Raw genomic sequence first — 540 nt, forward strand, 5'->3', positions numbered from 1 at the left:
GAGCAGACATGGCCACACCAGAGCTTTGTGTTAGCTCCTCGAAGACCATAGGGGCACCTTTTACGGGCTCCGGCGGCGTGCTGATGCGCACGAGCGACCGTAGAGTGCACGCTCGCATCCCAGGTGATCAGGCCCTTCGTGTCAGCCTCGGCCTGCAACTGGGTGAGGATCCGACTCCAGGTGCCGTCGCGCTGCCAGCGCCGAAAGAGGCCGTAGACGGTCTCCCACTCGCCGTAGCGGATGGGAACGTCGCGCCAGGGCGCACTGTGACGGTGATGGCTCGTGCAACGGCCGTTGCGTTGGTGCAGAAGATCATGGATGCGGACTATGCCGACGATGCCGAGGCGTACGGCGTAGTGGAGGCGTTGGGCGGGGCCTTTGGCTGTCCGGCCGGCTACGTGGGCAACTTGATCTTTTGGCCCACGGGGCGGGAGCTGACAGCTGCCGAGGTCGTCGATCAGGCTCTGGAGTACCGGCCCTTCACTCTGTGAGATGGCCTCAGTGGCTGTTGTCGTTCCGATCTTGAGGGGCACCGGTCGA

At 64.3% G+C, this 540-nt stretch carries 1 pseudogene; it reads right to left on the reverse strand.

Going from position 1 to position 540, the window contains the following annotated elements:
* Nucleotides 1–263, reverse strand: a pseudogene (locus AA75_RS46755) (transposase); the annotation flags it as partial.
* Between the last annotated feature and the right edge of the window lie 277 nt (nucleotides 264–540).

The organism is Kitasatospora sp. MBT63 (genome assembly GCF_000710465.2).
Lineage (GTDB): Bacteria > Actinomycetota > Actinomycetes > Streptomycetales > Streptomycetaceae > Kitasatospora.